At 60.3% G+C, this 17,328-nt stretch carries 15 protein-coding genes; 4 read left to right on the top strand and 11 right to left on the bottom strand.

Going from position 1 to position 17,328, the window contains the following annotated elements; all coding sequences use genetic code 11:
* Positions 1–94 precede the first annotated feature (94 nt).
* Together QE453_RS12150 and QE453_RS12145 are read left to right on the top strand one after the other, a co-directional pair.
* Positions 95–610 carry a plant virulence effector HPE1-like domain-containing protein gene (locus QE453_RS12150; RefSeq protein ID WP_309777139.1) on the top strand — a complete coding sequence of 172 codons (516 nt, stop codon included), beginning with the start codon at positions 95–97 and terminating at the stop codon, positions 608–610.
* Positions 611–911: 301 nt separating this feature from the next.
* A complete protein-coding gene (locus QE453_RS12145; RefSeq protein ID WP_184285243.1) occupies positions 912–2,735 on the top strand; it encodes a methyl-accepting chemotaxis protein in 1,824 nt (607 codons plus the stop codon).
* Between the two features lie 55 nt (positions 2,736–2,790).
* On the opposite strand, the gene QE453_RS12140 is transcribed toward QE453_RS12145, so the two are convergent.
* The 11 genes from QE453_RS12140 to QE453_RS12090 form a co-directional block, all read right to left on the bottom strand.
* Entirely contained in the window at positions 2,791–3,285 is a 495-nt protein-coding gene (locus QE453_RS12140) for a DUF523 domain-containing protein (protein WP_244405223.1), read from the bottom strand.
* A gap of 231 nt (positions 3,286–3,516) precedes the next feature.
* Complete coding sequence (gene glyS / locus QE453_RS12135; RefSeq protein WP_309777138.1) at positions 3,517–5,670, bottom strand: glycine--tRNA ligase subunit beta; 2,154 nt, start codon at positions 5,668–5,670, stop codon at positions 3,517–3,519.
* A gap of 97 nt (positions 5,671–5,767) precedes the next feature.
* Positions 5,768–7,705 (bottom strand): DUF2207 domain-containing protein, encoded by a 1,938-nt coding sequence (locus QE453_RS12130; protein WP_113380950.1) that lies wholly within the window; start codon positions 7,703–7,705, stop codon positions 5,768–5,770.
* Between the two features lie 21 nt (positions 7,706–7,726).
* On the bottom strand, positions 7,727–9,004 hold the full coding sequence (aroA, locus tag QE453_RS12125; protein ID WP_022555660.1) for a 3-phosphoshikimate 1-carboxyvinyltransferase: 1,278 nt from the start codon (positions 9,002–9,004) through the stop codon (positions 7,727–7,729).
* A 74-nt stretch (positions 9,005–9,078) separates the two neighbouring features.
* A complete protein-coding gene (locus QE453_RS12120; protein ID WP_006699477.1) occupies positions 9,079–9,630 on the bottom strand; it encodes a LemA family protein in 552 nt (183 codons plus the stop codon).
* Positions 9,631–9,708: 78 nt separating this feature from the next.
* On the bottom strand, positions 9,709–10,641 hold the full coding sequence (locus tag QE453_RS12115; protein ID WP_006699475.1) for a glycine--tRNA ligase subunit alpha: 933 nt from the start codon (positions 10,639–10,641) through the stop codon (positions 9,709–9,711).
* A gap of 127 nt (positions 10,642–10,768) precedes the next feature.
* Positions 10,769–11,749, bottom strand: a complete 981-nt coding sequence (locus tag QE453_RS12110) for an acyltransferase (protein WP_309777137.1) — start codon at positions 11,747–11,749, stop codon at positions 10,769–10,771.
* 205 nt (positions 11,750–11,954) lie between these two features.
* Positions 11,955–12,149, bottom strand: coding sequence for an NfeD family protein (locus QE453_RS12105; protein WP_004440115.1), 195 nt, complete (start codon positions 12,147–12,149; stop codon positions 11,955–11,957).
* Positions 12,150–12,169: 20 nt separating this feature from the next.
* Positions 12,170–13,036, bottom strand: a complete 867-nt coding sequence (locus QE453_RS12100; RefSeq protein WP_404977893.1) for a S49 family peptidase — start codon at positions 13,034–13,036, stop codon at positions 12,170–12,172.
* Between the two features lie 90 nt (positions 13,037–13,126).
* Positions 13,127–13,927: a tRNA1(Val) (adenine(37)-N6)-methyltransferase gene (locus QE453_RS12095; protein WP_045532704.1), complete on the bottom strand. Its 801-nt coding sequence runs from the start codon at positions 13,925–13,927 to the stop codon at positions 13,127–13,129.
* Positions 13,928–13,933: 6 nt separating this feature from the next.
* Positions 13,934–14,164, bottom strand: coding sequence for a DUF2007 domain-containing protein (locus QE453_RS12090; RefSeq protein ID WP_004440111.1), 231 nt, complete (start codon positions 14,162–14,164; stop codon positions 13,934–13,936).
* 111 nt (positions 14,165–14,275) lie between these two features.
* On the opposite strand from QE453_RS12090, the gene QE453_RS12085 reads away from it, so the two are divergent.
* Both QE453_RS12085 and QE453_RS12080 read left to right on the top strand, forming a co-directional pair.
* Positions 14,276–15,292 carry a polyprenyl synthetase family protein gene (locus QE453_RS12085; RefSeq protein ID WP_004440110.1) on the top strand — a complete coding sequence of 339 codons (1,017 nt, stop codon included), beginning with the start codon at positions 14,276–14,278 and terminating at the stop codon, positions 15,290–15,292.
* 142 nt (positions 15,293–15,434) lie between these two features.
* Positions 15,435–17,327 (top strand): tetratricopeptide repeat protein, encoded by a 1,893-nt coding sequence (locus QE453_RS12080; RefSeq protein WP_309777136.1) that lies wholly within the window; start codon positions 15,435–15,437, stop codon positions 17,325–17,327.
* Position 17,328 lies beyond the last annotated feature (1 nt).

Here is a 17,328-nt window from a genome sequence, read left to right as displayed (position 1 = left end):
GATGGAAACGAAACGCCGGTAATACTTGCCCGAACATGGAATGGCGCACTTTGCCCGTATCACGAGGCGGCGCCGTTATTTGGGGGCTTTTTCGATGCGGCGTCTTCTTCTGACAGCGATTGTCGTGCTGACCGGCGGGTCTGCCATGGCGTCTTCCATCGAATATATCAACGGTGTTCATACCACCAATGGCAGTTTCATCCGTCGCGACTGCACGGGTTGCCAGCAGATCAAGGAGAAAACCGCGGCGCAGGTTTACAGTATTCCCTCCATAGAACCCGGGACCCAGCACACGGAAATGCGGGAAGTGGATGGCAAGCAGACGCTGGTGCGCACGGAAGCATGGCTCGGCGGCGCGCCCGTGACATTTGTCAGCACCAATCCGGCATGGATGCCGAAGGAAGCGTCTGGCACCGCAATCGCCACCTATGACGACGTGGAGCCAACGGCGCACACGCAGGAAACCGCTGCGACGCCCGGCGGTATAGACATGACGACCACCACTGCGGCTACGAGGGAAATTTCGAGTACCGATGCGGCGGCCTCCTCACGCGCGTCTGCCTTGCCCGCTCCGACCAACTTCCCGGACTTCCAATTGCGCGGCAACTGACCTGCGGATTGGATGACGCGTCAGCGCTGTATTTTTCACGGCCGTCAGCAACCATTTGGGGAATTAAGAATCCTCGAGGGGTTATTCCGCCGGCTGGCTTGATAAAGCTTCCACTAATTAAATATATCTTCAAATTTTTGGCTGCTAAGTCATCTCATGGTGCAATGCAGCACAGCATGAGGCCTTGGGCGGATACCGCTCTTCGGGCCCTTCCCGGCGCATCATGCGCTTCTCCCTTTTCCGAAACACCGGCAGCGCGCGGCAAAGCGAGGCGCGCGAGGCCAAACGCTTGTGAGCGCCCATGAAGAACCTTTCCATTTCCCGTCAGTTGATCGTTCTCGTAGTGGCCCTGATGGCCGCCTTCGCCGTGGCAACCTTCTACCAGCTGAAGTCCGCCACCGACGCGATCTATGAGGAACGCTACGGAATGCTGCGGACTCAGGTGCAGTCGGCAATCTCCATCCTGCAATCCTTCCACGACAAGGAAAAGGCCGGCACCCTTTCGCGCGACGAGGCCATGAAGCAGGCTTATGCAACCGTCAGCGCCATACGCTTCACCCCGGATGGCTACCTCTTCGGTTATGATTACGATGTGACGATGAAGTTCCATCCCGATGCCAAGCGCGTCGGCGAGAACTTCAAGGGCAAGCCTGACAGCAAGGGTTTCGCTTATCGTGACGAGCTGGTGCGGCTTGGTCGCAATGGCGGCGGCCAGACAGATTTCTACGGCCCGAAGCCCGGCATGGAAGGCAATGACTACGCCAAGAGCTCCTATGCACTTGCCTTCGAACCCTGGCAGGTGGTGGTCGTGACCGGCGTTTACATCGATGATCTGAACGCACAGGTGCGCGGCGAGGTGATGAAGGCGCTATCCATCGGCGCGTTGATCTTCGTGCTGGCGCTTGCAGCCGCTTTCTATGTCATCCGTGGTATCTCGAAGCCCCTCGGCGATATTCACCGCGCGCTTGGCGAAGTCGCCAATGAAAACGTCTCGCTCGCCATTCCCCATACTGGCCTCACCAACGAAGTGGGCATGATGGCGAAGGCTACTGCCTCGCTTCAGGACAAGGTACGCGAGCGCCATGCCATGCAGCGCCGTGAGGAAGAACAGCAGCAACAGCTCAATGCCGAGCGCCAGAACAACCTCGACATGCAGCGCGACGAGGCAGAATTGCAGGCGCGTGTGGTCGCCACCATCGGCGAGGCGTTGGAAAAGCTGGCCGGCGGTGATCTGACCGTGCGTTGCGGCGATCTCGGCAACCGATACGCAGCGCTGCGCGCCAATTTCAACGAAGCCCTGACCCATCTCGATGCCGCCATGGCCAAGGTGAACTCCAAGAGCATCGACATTGGCGGCTCAAAGGAAGAAATCCGCAAGGCCTCCAACGAGCTATCACAGCGTACCGAACGGCAGGCTGCCAATCTGGAAGAGACCTCCGCAGCGCTTGACGAACTGACCGTTGCGGTGCGCCAGACGGCGGAAGGAGCAGCTGACGCCGCCAAGCGTGTCACCACCGTCAGCTCGGAAGCCACGCGCAGCGACCGTGTGGTGGAAGAAGCGATCATGGCGATGAGCGGCATCGAGCAGTCTTCCGACCAGATTTCCAACATCATCGGCGTGATCGACGATATCGCCTTCCAGACCAACCTTCTGGCACTGAATGCCGGCGTCGAAGCTGCTCGCGCGGGTGAGGCTGGCAAGGGCTTTGCCGTGGTAGCGCAGGAAGTGCGCGAACTCGCACAGAAATCCGCGGCTGCCGCCAAAGAGATCAAGGACCAGATCGCCCGCTCTTCCGCCCAGGTGGAAAATGGCGTGCGGCTTGTGGGCGAGGCCGGCGATGCACTGAAGCGTATCTCCGACCAGATCAAATCCGCTAACGAGATCGTCAGCAAGATCGCCCACTCGGCAGCCGAGCAGGATACGACGCTGCGCTCGATCTCCTCATCGCTCAACCAGCTCGACGTCGCCACCCAGCACAATGCGGCCATGGCGGAAGAAACCACGGCTTCGGCGGAAGCGCTTGCCGTGGACACCGAAGAACTGCTGAACCTCATCCGCGGCTTCCGCGTGTCGTCCGGTCACCAGCTTCATGCCATGGCGCATGAGCTGCGCATGGCGGGGTGATACGCCGCAAGACTATCGATGAACAAAGGCGCCGGGGAACTCCGGCGCTTTTCTTTTAACGGGTCAGCATATCCAGCCTGTCGATATCGGCAGGTGAAAAAACGGCAATACCGGCTTTTTCGAGCAGCGCCGCCGTCACCCCATTGCCCGCATGTTTGACGCCAGAAAACGAACCGTCATAGATGGCAACCGACCCACAGGACGGGCTGCCATCGATCAGAAGCGCGTATGTGCAGGCATTGGCCCTCGCAAAGGCCAGCGCTCTTTCTGCGCCGGCAATGAATTGCGCCGTGACATCGCCGCCGGTCACCTCCAGCACGCGGGCGCGGCCCTCCAGCACATCGAGACCGGAGGCACCATCTTCGATTTCCGCCGGCGGGCGCGGCACGGGCATACCGCCCGCCATCTCAGGACAGATCGTCACCAGCCTACCCTCGCTTCGCCAGCGGTCTATCGCCGGGTGGGCGAAGGGTTTGCCTCTGCCGTCGTAACGGACAGGTTGGCCGAGGAGGCAGGCGCTGATGAGGATTTTGGAGGTGGGGTGGGTCAATGGGAGGTTATCCTGCGGGAGTTGAGGCTGTGGCTTACCCCCCTCTGCCCTGCCGGGCATCTCCCCCTCAAGGGGGGAGATCGGCGAGAGGAATGCTCCCCGCTCTTCCCGAAACGTTCAATGTGGCTGAGAGCTCGCCACAGGTCGATCTCCCCCCTTGAGGGGAGATGTCCGGTCGGACAGAGGGGGGGTGAACCGCGCACACTGACATGTACGGCTGCCCCAACCCCATCACCCCGTAATCTTCGAGAAATCCGCAACCGTACCAGTCGCTTCGCGAATAGCCTTCAGCAGCGCCAGACGATTTGCACGAATGGCCGCGTCCTCATCGTTGACGAGCACATCCTCGAAGAATTTATCGACAGGCGCGCGAAGCGTCGAGAGCGCCTGCATGGCAGAGCGGAAATCTTCGCCTGCAACAGCCTTTGCGGCATCTGCAGAGGCGGTCTTGATTGCCGCATAAAGCGCCTTTTCGGCATCGAGCTTCAACAACTCTTCCGAAACGCCATCGGCCACCACGGTGCCCTTCTTTTCTTCCGCTGCAAGCAGTTGCGTGGCACGCTTTGCGCCTGCCAGCAGGTTCTTGCCATCCTCGCCGGTGATGAAGGCGGTGAGCGCCTCGACACGGCGGGCGATCATCAGCAGATCATCGGATTCCGGCGTCAGAACGGCGTCGATCAGATCATAACGCGCGCCGAGATCGCGCAGATAGACCTTCAGGCGGTCGTGGAAGAAGGAGAGAAGGTCGGGGTCCTTGGCAACGCTCAGCAAAGGCAGGCGCACGTTTTTCTCAAGCAGAATACGCACCACACCCAGCGCCGCACGGCGTAGCGCGAAGGGGTCCTTCGAGCCGGTGGGCTTCTCATCGATGGCCCAGAAGCCGATGAGGGTGTCGAGCTTGTCGGCTAGAGCGACCGTGATCGCCACCTTATCGGCCGGCAGGCGGTCGGAAGGGCCTTGCGGTTTGTAGTGATCTTCGATGGCGGCGGCGACGCTTTCGTTTTCGCCCTGAAGCGCCGCATATTTGCGGCCCATCAAGCCCTGAAGCTCGGGGAATTCGCCGACGGCTTCGGTGCGCAGGTCGGCCTTGGCCAGAACAACGGCGCGGTCCACCAGCGCGGCATCGGCGCCGACGATCGGGGCCAGCGTCTTCGCCAGGTCGCGGATGCGGGATACGCGCTCGCCCTGCGTTCCGAGCTTGGCGTGAAAGGTGACGTTGAGCGCATCGAGCTTCGCCATGCGCTGGTCGAGGGGCTTTTTAAGATCGAGGCCGAATTTTGCAGCCGAGTCCTTCAGCGTCTCAAGATCGGGCAGATCACCCTGGTCACGGGTCCAGAAATGGCGGGCATCGGACAGGCGCGCGCGCACGACCTTGCCATTGCCGTGGATGATTTCCTTGCCGCCATCACTCGCTTCGATGTTCGAGACAAGGATGAAGCGGTTGGAAAGGCCCTCTTCCGCACCCTGGTTGCGGGTGACGAAACACTTCTGGTTGGTCTTGATGGTGAGGCGGATGATTTCTGCGGGGATTTGCAGATAGTCCTCTTCGAAAGTGCCCATCAGCACCTGCGGCCATTCGACCAGGCCGGAAACTTCTTCCAGCAGGCCTTCGTCTTCCACAAGGTCGAGGCCGTTGGCGAAAGCGAGGTCCTTGGCGTCGTGCAGGATGATGTCCTTGCGGCGCTCGGCATCGAGAATGACCTTCGCCTTTTCGAGGCTCGAGACATAATCCTCGAAACGGCGCACGGTGATCGGACCCGGCGCATGGAAACGATGGCCATAGGTGACGTTACCGGCAACGATACCATCGATGGCAAACGGGATGACCTGCGTTTCATCGTGTTCGGGGCCGAACAGGCAGACAATGGATTGCAGCGGCCGCACCCAGCGCAGGCTTTCCGAACCTTTGCCTTCGATACCGGCATAGCTGGAGCCTTTCGGCATCGAAGCGGGGCCGGAGCGCATGGATTTCGGCCAGGGGAAAGAGCGGATGATGCCGGGCATCACCTCGGCGATGATCTCTTCCGCCGGACGGCCCGGCTTGTTGATGATGGCGATGTAGAAATCACCCTTCTTCGGATCGGAAACAACCTGCGCTTCCGAGATATCGTTGAGGCCCGCGCCACGCAGAAAGCCTTCGATGGCCTTTTCATTGGCATCGGTGCGCGGACCCTTCTTTTCCTCACGCACATCGGCCGAGCGGGCGTTGAGGCCACGAATATCCAGCGTCAGGCGACGCGGTGTCCAATATTCGCGCGCACCTTCATAGGTCAGCCCTCTCTCCACCAAGGCATCGGTGACGAGTTTCTTCAAATCGCCCGCCGCCTTGCGCTGCATGCGGGCAGGGATTTCCTCGGAGCGAAGTTCAAGCAGAAGATCGGGCATGGGATAAGGACTTTAATCTGTTGCAAAAGAGTGTCGCGGACTTAGCAAGACCAGCGGCAAAAGTCACCAGCTATCGGTTAAATTACCGCGGCAGGCATCACCAGCCGCCGCCACCGCCACCGCCGCCGCCAGAGCCGGAAAAACCGCCCCCGCCCCCGCCTGAGAAGCTGGAGCCGGAAGAGCTGACAGGCTGCGGAATGGTGGAGGCGATTGTGCTTGCCATAGAGGTTGAGAACCCGCCGATCCTGTCGCCAAAGCTGCCGTAATTGCTGCCCAGGTACCAGCCCGGCGCATAACTTGCCGCGGCGGCACCGGCGGCGGCGGTCGCGAGCCAGGTCTCGAACGTACGGCTCCAGGGCTTTTCGACGCCGAGCGCCACGGCATAGGGCAGCAGCGTTTCGAAATGTTGCGGCGACATGGCCGGCGCGCCCGCCATGTTCATCCGGTCCTTTTCGGCCAGCGTCAGATAGGTCCGCAGGCCTTCGATGCCATCCATCAGCTTGCGGCCGAGCGGCGTCGGTGCGCCCATCAGAAACAGGAACAGCGCATTGATGAGCACGATTCCGCCGATGGCGGCGAGCGCCAGTGACTTGGTGTCATGTGTAACGTCAAGCAGGATTTGCGTGGCGATGCCGCCAATGGCCGAAAAGGCCACGAAACCGGCAAAGGCGAGCATGACGATGCCGCCGATCCGCTTGCGCAGCGGTGCGCCGCGCGAAAACTGCCGGCCGATGCCAATCGAAAGGATGCTGAAAAAGAAAGCAAAAAAGCCAAAGACCAGCACAGCGGCGATGGCGCTCTCATCCAGATCGCCGAAGACCAGCGTCGCAACGATGAGGGCGAGGCTGAGGAAGATACCGAACACGGTGTAGCCGGCATTGCTGCGGTAATACTTGCCGCGATGTTCTTTCTCTATCGCTGCGCGAAACTGTTTGCCGACCTTCTCGACCTCCGCCCCATGGGCCTTGTCGATGGTTAGCGTCTCCCCCGGCCCACCGATGGAGGAAAGCAGCGTCTTCTGTCCCGTCGGCAGGTTGTCGGCCGTCGCCTTTTGCGTGCGGCGGATGACGATGGCGTTCTTCAGGTCCTCCAGAACCACATAACCTTTTACGGCCAGATCAAGTGCCGAAGCGGAAAGCGCCGTCCAGCCTGCGCCGGAAAAACCGCGGTTATCGACGTAATTGACCAGCGCCGGGGAAAGTCCATCCGGCGCGTCCCAGCGCGGCACGACGACGCCTTTTGCCGGATCGCGGCCCACGGCGAACCAGGCTCGCAGATAATAGAGGAGCACGACGAAGAGACCGCCGCCCGAAAGGAGGATGGCGAGATTGTCCCGCAGCCACCACCCCGCCTCCTGCGTGGTGTCAGGAGCCGTGATAGCCCCCTTGGGCAGTTTCACCGCAACCGTCATGCCCTCGCCCACCGAAAAGGGGCGAGTGGAGGCGAAGAAAACCTCGTTGCCCTCACTGAGGATGCGGGCGTCCTTGCCTTTTGCGCCAAGCGGACCGGTGAAGACGGCGGTATCCGTCGCCTTGACACCATCAGGCAACGTGATGGTAGCGGAAATCTCGCCCATGGGGAATTGCCAGCCATTGCCGGTAACATTCCAGGTCAGCTCGTCATAATCGCTGAAATAACGGATCTGCCGTGCGGTGGTGTAGGTGATCTGGAAGATATGTTCGCCGGTCGGCAGAAAACGGTCGGCGCTGCCGGTATAGATGCGGATGCCGCCATCGATATTTTCGGTGCGCCAGTTCTCGGGCGCACCATCGCGCTCCACCGAAACGACGCTGAAATCCACCTTGGTGCGGCGGTTATTCGCATCCAGCGCATAAAGCGGAAAATCGCGGAAAATGCCGCGCTTGATGTTCTGGCCTTCGGCGCGGGCGGTGATGGTCTCCGTCACCGTCAGCTTTCCGTCTCGCGCAACCTCGATGACGGAATGATACGAACGGATGAACTCTTCCGCGAAAGCCGGGAAGGCCGCGCCCAGGAAGACGAACAGCGCGAGAAATCTTGCGGCGATGGTCTTCACGAGCGATCCCTCCTCAATGGCTCAGTGCTGCGGCTCGGCAGCGCTTTCCTTTTCGGTATAGTCGACGCCCAGCGAGGCGAGCGCCTTCCAGTAACCGGGATAGGTCTTGCCCACGCAGGCCGGATTCTGGATGGCAATGCCGCCGATCTTCAGTGCGGCCAGCGCAAAGCTCATGGCGATGCGGTGGTCGGCGAAAGTGTCGATGGAGGCCTTGACCGTCTGGCCCGCAAGCGAGGGATCGGAATGCACAATCAAGTCGTCGCCTTCCTCATGCGCCAGACCATCGCGGATTTCGTTGAGGCCGAGTGAGACGGCGCGGATTCGGTCGCACTCCTTGACGCGCAGATTGGCGATGCCGACGAAACGCACCGGCGTTTCGTTAAAGGCGGCGAGAACCGCAATGGTGGGAATGGCATCCTGCATCTGCGAACCGTCGATTTCAGCGGGCAGGTGGGGAAACTGCGCCATGACCTCATGGGCCTTGGCATCCGGCTGGGTGAACTTATCGGCCGGCGTGCCGATATCGATGGCGCCGCCGGTCAGAAGTTCAGCGCCCCAGAGATAGGTGGCGGCGGAGGCATCCGGCTCGATGTGGAAATCGGTCGCCGTGTAGCCGGTCGGATGCACGCGCCAGATGGCGTTGCTCACCCGCTCCACCTTTGCACCGAAGGCTTCCATGGCCGATGTGGTGAGATCGATATAGCCCTTCGCGCCGATATCCTCACCTTTGAGGATGATATCGACAGGCTTGTCGCCGCAGGCGGCGGCCATCAGAAGTGCGGACACATACTGGCTGGAAAGATTGGCGTCGATCGTGACGCTGCCCTTCGGGAAGCCAGTACCCTTGCCGCAGACGGTGACGGGCGGGCAGCCGGTCGGCGCCTCCGCCTCAACGCCGAGGGAGCGCAGGGCTTCCACCAGCGGCATGATCGGGCGTTTGCGCATATGCTCGTCGCCATCGATGATGACGGCGCCATCCACAAGGGCGGCAGCGGCGGTGAGAAAGCGGGTGGCTGTGCCGGCATTGCCGAGGAAAAGCGGCTTTTCCGGCTGATGCAACCCACCTGAACTCTCCACCACGAAGGTGGTGGCGTCAGGCTCGGTTACCTTGACACCCATCTCACGCAGCGCTTCTGCCATGTAAAGCGTATCGTCGCTTTTCAGCGCGCCCGTGAGACGGCTTTTGCCCTTGGCGAGCCCGGCCAGCAGAAGTGCACGGTTGGTAATGGATTTGGAACCGGGCGGCTCCACCTTGCCGGAAAGCGGGTGGCCGGGCGGGGTGATGGTCAGTTCGATCATGATCGTCGTCTTGTCAAAGAATGCGGCGCAAAGCCGGGCTATCGGAATATCGGCGGGAATTTGTGAGCCGGTGCTTAGAACTTCACCGTCGGCACGGCGCGGTCGGCCGGGTTGTCGATCTCGAAATAGGGCGCCTTGGCAAAACCGAACTGCCCCGCCACGAGATTGGACGGGAAGCTCTCCACCTTGACGTTAAGATCGCGGGCAGCGCCATTGTAATAACGGCGCGACATCTGGATCTCGCTTTCGATGGTTTCGAGCGAGCGCTGCAATTCCAGAAAGTTGGTGTTGGCCTTGAGGTCGGGATAGGCTTCGGCAAGTGCAAAAAGCTTGCCGAGCGCCTGCGACAGCAGCCCTTCCGCCTGGGCGCGGCCTTCAACGTCTCCCGCCGGTACGGCCTGCGCCCGGTTGCGCAGGTTGATCACCTCCTCGAAGGTGCTTTTTTCATGGGCCGCGTAACCCTTCACGGTCTCGATGAGGTTGGGGATGAGATCAGCGCGGCGCTTCAGCTGCACGTCGATGCCTGACCACGCCTCTTCCTTCATCTGCCGCGCCTTGACGAGACCGTTATAGATGAAGACGACATAAAGCGCGATTGCCGCGATGATTGCCAGCGTGATGAACATTCCCTACCCCTCCTCAAGAGGTGCGGACACCAGAACGGCGTCCGCACGTTAGACTGTTGCCCCGCCTTACATAAAGGTTCAGGCGGCCCTGTTCCAGTTCAGCCCGCCGGCATCCGTCAGCAGGAAGGCTTCGCCGCAGGCTTTCGCCAGCGTGCGCACACGCAGGATGTAGCTCTGGCGCTCCGTCACGGAGATCACGCCGCGCGCATCCAGAAGGTTGAAGACGTGGCTAGCCTTGATGCACTGGTCATAGGCCGGGAACACACATTTGTGCAGGCGCTGATTATCGTTGTCACCGGGCGCACCGGCGGCGAGAAGCGCCTGGCATTCCTTTTCGGCGTCGATGAAATGGCGATGCAGCATGGCCGTATCGGCGAATTCGAAGTTGTGGCGGGAATATTCCTGCTCGGCCTGAAGGAAGACGTCGCCATAGGAAATCTTCTCTTCGCCCTCGCGGCCATTGAAGTTCAGGTCGTAGACATTGTCGACGCCCTGGACATACATGGCGAGGCGTTCCAGACCATAGGTCAGCTCGCCCGCGACCGGCGAGCATTCGATGCCGCAGACCTGCTGGAAGTAGGTGAACTGCGAGACTTCCATGCCATCGCACCAGCATTCCCAGCCGAGGCCCCACGCGCCAAGCGTCGGGCTTTCCCAGTCGTCTTCGACGAAGCGCACGTCATGCAGCAGAGGGTCGAGGCCGATCGCCTTCAGCGAACCGAGATAGAGTTCCTGCAGGTTCGAAGGGTTGGGCTTCAGGATAACCTGATACTGGTAATAATGCTGCAGGCGGTTGGGGTTTTCACCGTAACGGCCGTCGGACGGGCGGCGCGACGGCTGCACATAAGCGGCCTTCCACGGCTTGGGACCAAGCGCGCGCAGCGTCGTCGCCGGATGAAACGTACCAGCGCCCACTTCCATATCGTAGGGCTGCAGCACCGCGCAGCCCTTGTCGGCCCAGTAATTATGCAGCGTCAGGATCAGCGCCTGAAAGGAACGCTTCGGGTTCATATGGTCGGGAACATCGGTCATTTGCAGTCATCGCGGCGTTAGGAGGACAAGTAAGCATTGACTTACTTCGGATGCGGACACGTGCCACGGCATGGCCTGAGGGTCAAGGTTTTATGCGAAGCGGCGATCAGCCCACGGCCTCGGCACGTTGACCACCGATGCCACGGTCTGCGAATTTCCTGAGAAGCCTGATCACCGGTTTTTCAAACAGGAGATGTGCTGCAACCGAGACAGCCAATGCCGCAAAAACAACCACGATCCCCGCCGTAGGGCCCGGCGCTATGATCTTGTAGACCACGGAAATAACCAGCCCGTGCAGGAGATAAAGCGCATAGGAGGCGTCCCCGATTATTTCAAAGGGCTTCAGCCACGCGATGGGCCAGCCACCCGCTCTTTCGATCCACACAAAGCCTGCCACCAGCAGAAAGGCTGGCACGCCCCAGCTCGCGATGCGCAGAAGGCCGGATTGCTCACCGATACCGGCCGCGAAAGCGAAGCCGACAAAAGAAAGCACGAGGGCCGCAGCGCCGCTGCGCACGCCCGCAAAGGCAATCTGCGACAGGACAAGACCGGCGAGGAATTCCAGCAGCAGCGGCGAGGCCCAGATCTGCATAAAGGGAGACTGCCAGTCCGCCAGTTGCCCCAGGCAGACCATGCCCGTCAGGACAATGATCGTCACGGAAATGGGCGCGCGCAGTGCAAGACCCAACGCAAAAACGAGATAAAAGAACATCTCCATATTCAACGTCCAGCCCACCATCACGAGAGGCGTGACCTGGCCCGAAGCATCCGCATAAGGGATGAACAGCAAAGATTTCCAGAGATGGTCCATGGTAAAGGTGAATGTGGAAAACACGCCTGCCAGCGCGCCAAGGCACATGAGCAATGTAACGGCCCAGTAGAGCGGCACGATACGGAAAAGCCGATGACGCAGGAATTTGGTGGGTGTCGCCTTATCGCCGACCATGCCCATCACAAATCCCGATATTACGAAAAACACATCCACCCCGGCGGCGCCTATCGTCAGAGGCGCCCCGACAATGTGAAAAAACATGACGGAAAGCGCGGCGACCGCCCGCAAAAACTGAATGGAATGAACTTTTTGCAAAACTACCCCGTCCGGCTGCGCAATGCGAGACTTCAGCCGGCTTAGGCCGAAGCAAAGCAGATCACCCTAAAATTTGTGGATCACTAATCGCACAATCGGGACGAAAATACTCGGCGAATTTCAGGGCTGTCCCGAAAAGCTGATTTTTGGGTTAACCCCCAATCCTTCAGGACTGGCAAACGAGATTGTCCGGGATGACTGCGCCTTACGCCTCATCCTCACGCTTCACGCGGTACTCCCCCGTCTCGGGATCCTTGATCAGCGTGCCGATCGCTCCGGTCTCTCGTTCCTTCTCGCGCTGTTTCGATTTTGCCGAGAGCTTTTCCGCATCGCGAACGAAGCGGCGGTAGAGGATGATGGCCCCCACCACCAGAAGAATGATTGTAATAAGCTGCGCCATAAGGCTTTATTCCCGCGACATCATAGACCGAAACGCGACCACAATGCCTTTTCTTCGGCAACCTCCGCAAGACCCGCGACGGCGCCCGCCGCCAGCTTTGGGGTGTCGAGGCCAAACGCAGCATTCACACCAGGTACTTTTTTACCGAACAAAGTGCGCCCGCCGCTGACGAGCTGGAGCTTGACCTTTTCACCATAACGGCGGCGCAGAACCTCGCGCATGTCACCCAGCCCATCGATCAAGCCAAGGTCGAGGCCACGCATGCCGGTCCAGAACAGGCCGGAGAAGATCGCCTCGTCGCCCTTTAGCTTGGAGCCGCGGCGCATCTTGACCATATCAATGAAAACATTGTGGATTTCGACCTGAAGCGACTTCAGGTAATCGATGTCGCCTTCCTTTTCCGGCTGGAAGGGATCGAGAATGACCTTGTTTTCGCCGGCCGTATAAACGCGCCGCTCCACACCGATCTTCTTCAACATTTCCGGAAAACCGAAGCCGCCGGAGACGACGCCGATCGAACCCACGATTGAGGTGGGGTCGGCGATGATCTCGTCGCCGGAAAGAGCGATCATATAGCCGCCCGAGGCCGCGACGTCCTCCACGAAGATGAGGACTTTCTTGTCCTTTTCCTCGGCAAGCTGGCGGATACGGTTATAGATCATCCGCGCCTGCACCGGCGAACCACCGGGCGAATTGAGCGAAATGGCGACGGCCGGAGCATCCTTGACGGCGAAGGCCTTTTCGAGAAGCGGCGCATAGGAAGCGAGATTGAGGGCGGGGCGGAACTGGTTGCCGCCGGCCATGATCGCGCCATGCATGCGCACCACGGGAATGACGAGCTCTTTTTTACGAAAGCGTTTCGGCACAAGAAGCTTCAGCAAACCCACCAATCAATCCTCACAGCAATGACTTCATCGACACGGATGTATGTATCACCGGGCAAAACACAATGGCATGCGGCTAGCGTCACAGTGATTTTATAAGCCGGGTCTGATTGCCCTTACATTACGGGAATAGGCCGCACGACCATTGTTGAGGTCATCAACGAAGGGGGTGAAGGCGTGGCTGCCGGTCTCATGCATGATGAGCGGCGCGCGGAAGGACAGCCGTGCGCGCGATCCCTTGATGGCGGTTACGAGCATACGTACCGCATCCTCGCCGGGACGCGGATGGATGAGGGTGATTTCGATACCGCCGAACCGGCTGCCGCAGGCAGCAATGATCTCCGCCACTGATTGCGGCCTCGAAATCAGGGAAAGCTGCCCGCCCGGGATCATGATCGCACCCGCGGTCCTGATCCAGTCTTCGAACAGACCCTCCGTCATCGCATGGGCCTCGGCCTTCAGAGCATCCGGCGTGCGGCGGTCGCCCGCATCATTATAGGGCGGATTCATGATGACGTGATGGAAATGATCGTCGGGCAAACCCGCTTCCACACGGGCTTTCGCGCGCAGCGTCACATCCGCTTCGCGCACCTCGACGCGGGCCGAAAAGGCTGCATTATCAAGCAGTTCCAGACTGCGGCGGGCAAACTGCGCCATTTCCGGCGAGCGCTCATAGAGCGTCACCCTGGCCTTTTCGAGCCGCGCCGCAACCGCCATGCCGGCGGCACCGGCACCGGCACCCAGATCGGCAATCCGGCAGGGGCGGTCATCCGCCACCAGCGAAGCCAGAAGCATGGCGTCCATGCCGGCCCGATGCCCCCTGCCCTTCGGCTGGATGATATGAAACCGGCCCCGATGAAAGGCATCGATCGTTTCGGAAATGCCGTCGTCCACCGTCCTTCAAGCCTCTTCGTTGCGCAACTCGTCGCCGAGCCCGGCATCGATGAGGATACGGCGGGCCTGAGCCGCCCGATCTTCCTCTACCAGAAACCGGCGGGGCAAAAGGCCGAGAGATCCCTCCAGAATGCTCATTGCCTGATCGGCAATGAGGCAATGGATGCCGGCATCCTTCATCAGGCTTTCGGCGAAGGAGAGCAGCACGGCATCGTTGGTACGGATCAGTTCACGCATGGATAGACCTTAAATTCCCATCTTTTTGAATGGCTAGCGGCAATTCGCCCCTTGCCGCGCAAGGCGTCAGTTTTTATTGTCGAATTCAAATTCGAACTGGAGTCCTGTCCCTTGGGCGTCGTCATACCGCTTGAAGAAAGCAAAAACAAACTCGCATCCGTCAAGCCGCTTGTCGACCTGACCCGCCCCGACATGGAACGGGTGAACCAGCTTATCCTTTCCAAGGCCGGTTCCGACGTGCAGATGATACCTGAGGTGGCCAACCACCTCATCTCGTCCGGCGGCAAGCGCCTGCGGCCGATGCTGACGCTCGCCTCGGCCTCGATGTTCGGTTACGAGGGCGACAACCACATCAAGCTCGCCACCAGCGTGGAGTTCATGCACACGGCGACGCTTCTGCATGACGACGTGGTGGATGAAAGCGATCTGCGTCGCGGAAAATCCACCGCACGCACCATCTGGGGCAACCAGGCAAGCGTTCTCGTCGGCGACTTCCTGCTTGGCCAGGCCTTCCGCATGATGGTGGATGTCGGCTCTCTCGATGCCCTCGACGTGCTCTCCACCGCCGCCTCGGTCATCGCCGAGGGTGAGGTGCTGCAGCTTTCGGTCGCCAAGAACATGGAAACGACCGAGGACGATTATCTTCAGGTGATTCGCGCCAAGACGGCTGCCCTCTTCGCCGCCGCCGCCGAAGTCGGCCCCATCGTCGCCAAGACCGACAAGGCGACCCGCAGTGCACTGAAGTCCTATGGCATGAATCTCGGCCTCGCCTTCCAGCTGGTCGATGACGTCTTGGACTATGGCGGCAAGTCCGCCGATCTCGGCAAGAACACCGGCGACGATTTCCGCGAAGGCAAGATCACTCTGCCGGTCATCCTGTCCTATCGCCGCGGCACGCAGGATGAGCGTGCTTTCTGGCGCAATGCCATCGAAAATGGCGAGAGCAGCGACGAGAACCTCGAAAAGGCGCTCGGCCTGATCACAAAATATAACGGCCTCGGTGATACGATAGGCCGTGCAACGCATTATGGCACCATTGCCCGCGATGCGCTTGCACCGTTGCCGCAGAGCCCCTGGAAAAATGCGCTTCTGGAAGTGATCGACTTCTGCATCGAGCGTCTGAACTGACGCCGCAGGCCAGGCGAAAGGCGGATGGAACACAGCATCCGCCCGAGGTTGCGGGCCTGACTCTCCGCGAGGCGTGATTGTGGCCGGGGCCATAATTTCTTGCGGGGTTGCTTCAAAAAAGCCATTCTGTAGTGACCAAACAATGGAAACTGATTTTTCCGTGCTTCTGCACAAAGGCAAAGGTTCCCTCATGCGGCGTAAACCAGCACTCCGTCTTCTCTGCAGCGCGGCTCTTGCCGCCGCTCTCGCAATCGGCGCGGGTGCAAGCCCCGGCTTTGCGGAGACGAAGGCGACACCGGAAGACAAGGCCGTTACGTTCGACCCCGGCAAGGTCAACACCTTCTCCGGCGCCTTCCTCGCCGGACGCAATGCCGATGTCGATCAGGATTATCCCACCGCAATTTCGCTCTACAAGAAGGCGCTGGAATTCGACCCTGCCAACTCGGAAATCCGCCAGCGGCTGATGATCGCCGAACTTCTGAGCGGCAACTTCGAAGCCGGCGCCAAGATCGCCGATTCGATGAAGGACGATACCTCGGTGGAACGCGTCACGACCATCGTGCGTGGCCTCGACGCCATCAAGGACAAGGAATTCGCCAAGGCCGAGAAAATCCTGAAATATTCCGGCCCGAACGATCTGGACCGCATGGTCAACACGCTTCTGACCGCCTGGGCGCGCGCGGGTTCCGGCAAGCCGAAGGAGGCTCTGGCGCTCGTCAACAACATGAAGGGCCCGGGCTGGATTTCGATCTTCCAGAAATACAATGCGGCAGCCATCGCGCTTGTTTCCGGCAACACCGAGGCCGCCCGCAAGAGCCTGAACGAAGCGGTAACCGACCGCGAAGGCGGAGCGACCGCCTCCGATACCTATATGCGCGCAGTGATGGCGCTCGCAAGGCTGGAGGCTTCCGCCGGCAACAAGCAGAAAGCGCTGGATGCGATCGCGGTCGGTGACACTTTCGCGCCGAATTACGCACCGCTGAAAGCGCTCCGCCAGTCCATCGAAAAGGGTGAGAAGCCGGAGCAGCAGATCACCAATGCCGTGGAGGGCGCCGCCAGCGTCATGTTCTCCATCGCCGGTGCGTTGAACCGCGAAGGCGCCGAAGAGATCGTCACGCTTTATCTGCAGACGTCGCGCGCGCTCGATCCGAAGAGCCCGGATACGCTCATTCTTCTCGGCGGACTTGCAGAAGCCATGAAGAAGCCGGAACGTGCCATCGCCTTCTATCGCGAAGTGCCGAAGGACTCGCCGATGTATCGCATCTCCGAGCTGCAGCTCGGACTGACGCTGGCGCAGACCGAAAAGGTGGAAGAGGCACGCAAACACCTCAAGTCGCTCCTCGAATCCGACCCCAAGGATATTCGTTCCTACCTCGCCTATGGCAGCGTGCTGTCCGATGCCAAGGACTACAAGGCCATGGCGGAGAATTACGACAAGGCCGTTGAAGTGATCGGCGCCGTGCCGCAGAAATCCGACTGGACGGTGTTTTTCCAGCGCGGCATCGCCTACGAGCGCCTGAAGCAATGGGACAAGGCCGAACCGAATTTCAAGCGGGCGCTGGAGCTGAACCCCGAGCAGCCGCAGGTTCTGAACTATCTGGGTTATTCCTGGGTGGACAAGGGCATCAATCTCGATGAAGGCATGAAGATGATCAGTCGTGCCGTCGAGCTTCGTCCGAATGACGGCTATATCGTCGATTCGCTCGGCTGGGCGCATTATCGCCTCGGCGATTTCGGCGATGCCGTGACCGAACTGGAACGGGCAATCGAACTCAAGGCCGGTGATCCCACCATCAACGACCATCTGGGCGATGCCTATTGGCGCGTCGGCCGCAAGATCGAGGCGGTCTATCAGTGGAACCGCGCATTGATCGGCGACAGCGACGACGTGGACAAGGCCAAGGTGAAGGAAAAGATCGCCAACGGCCTGCCGCCAGTCGAAAAGGATGCCGAGAATACGGCCAAGAAGGAAGTCGCGCCGCAGCCGCCGGCTCCTCCGGCCCCGGCGACCCCTGCTCCGGACAAGAAATCCTGAC

Source organism: Agrobacterium sp. SORGH_AS_0440, assembly GCF_031453135.1.
Classification (GTDB): domain Bacteria; phylum Pseudomonadota; class Alphaproteobacteria; order Rhizobiales; family Rhizobiaceae; genus Agrobacterium; species Agrobacterium pusense.
Note: the sequence above shows the minus strand (reverse complement) of the source record. Positions and strands in the feature narration are given on the sequence as shown.